At 54.5% G+C, this 222-nt stretch carries 1 rRNA gene; it reads right to left on the reverse strand.

The annotated features are described in order from the left end of the window. Positions 1–222, reverse strand: a 16S ribosomal RNA gene (locus A3728_RS20005); the annotation flags it as partial.

Consider the following 222-nt stretch of genomic DNA (forward strand, 5'->3'; position numbering starts at 1 on the left):
GCGGTGTGTACAAGGCCCGGGAACGTATTCACCGCGTCATGCTGTTACGCGATTACTAGCGATTCCGACTTCATGGGGTCGAGTTGCAGACCCCAATCCGAACTGAGACAGCTTTTTGGGATTAACCCATTGTCACTGCCATTGTAGCACGTGTGTAGCCCAACCCGTAAGGGCCATGAGGACTTGACGTCATCCACACCTTCCTCCCGCTTATCACGGGCA

This window comes from Sulfitobacter sp. HI0040 (genome assembly GCF_001634885.1).
Taxonomy (GTDB): domain Bacteria; phylum Pseudomonadota; class Alphaproteobacteria; order Rhodobacterales; family Rhodobacteraceae; genus Sulfitobacter.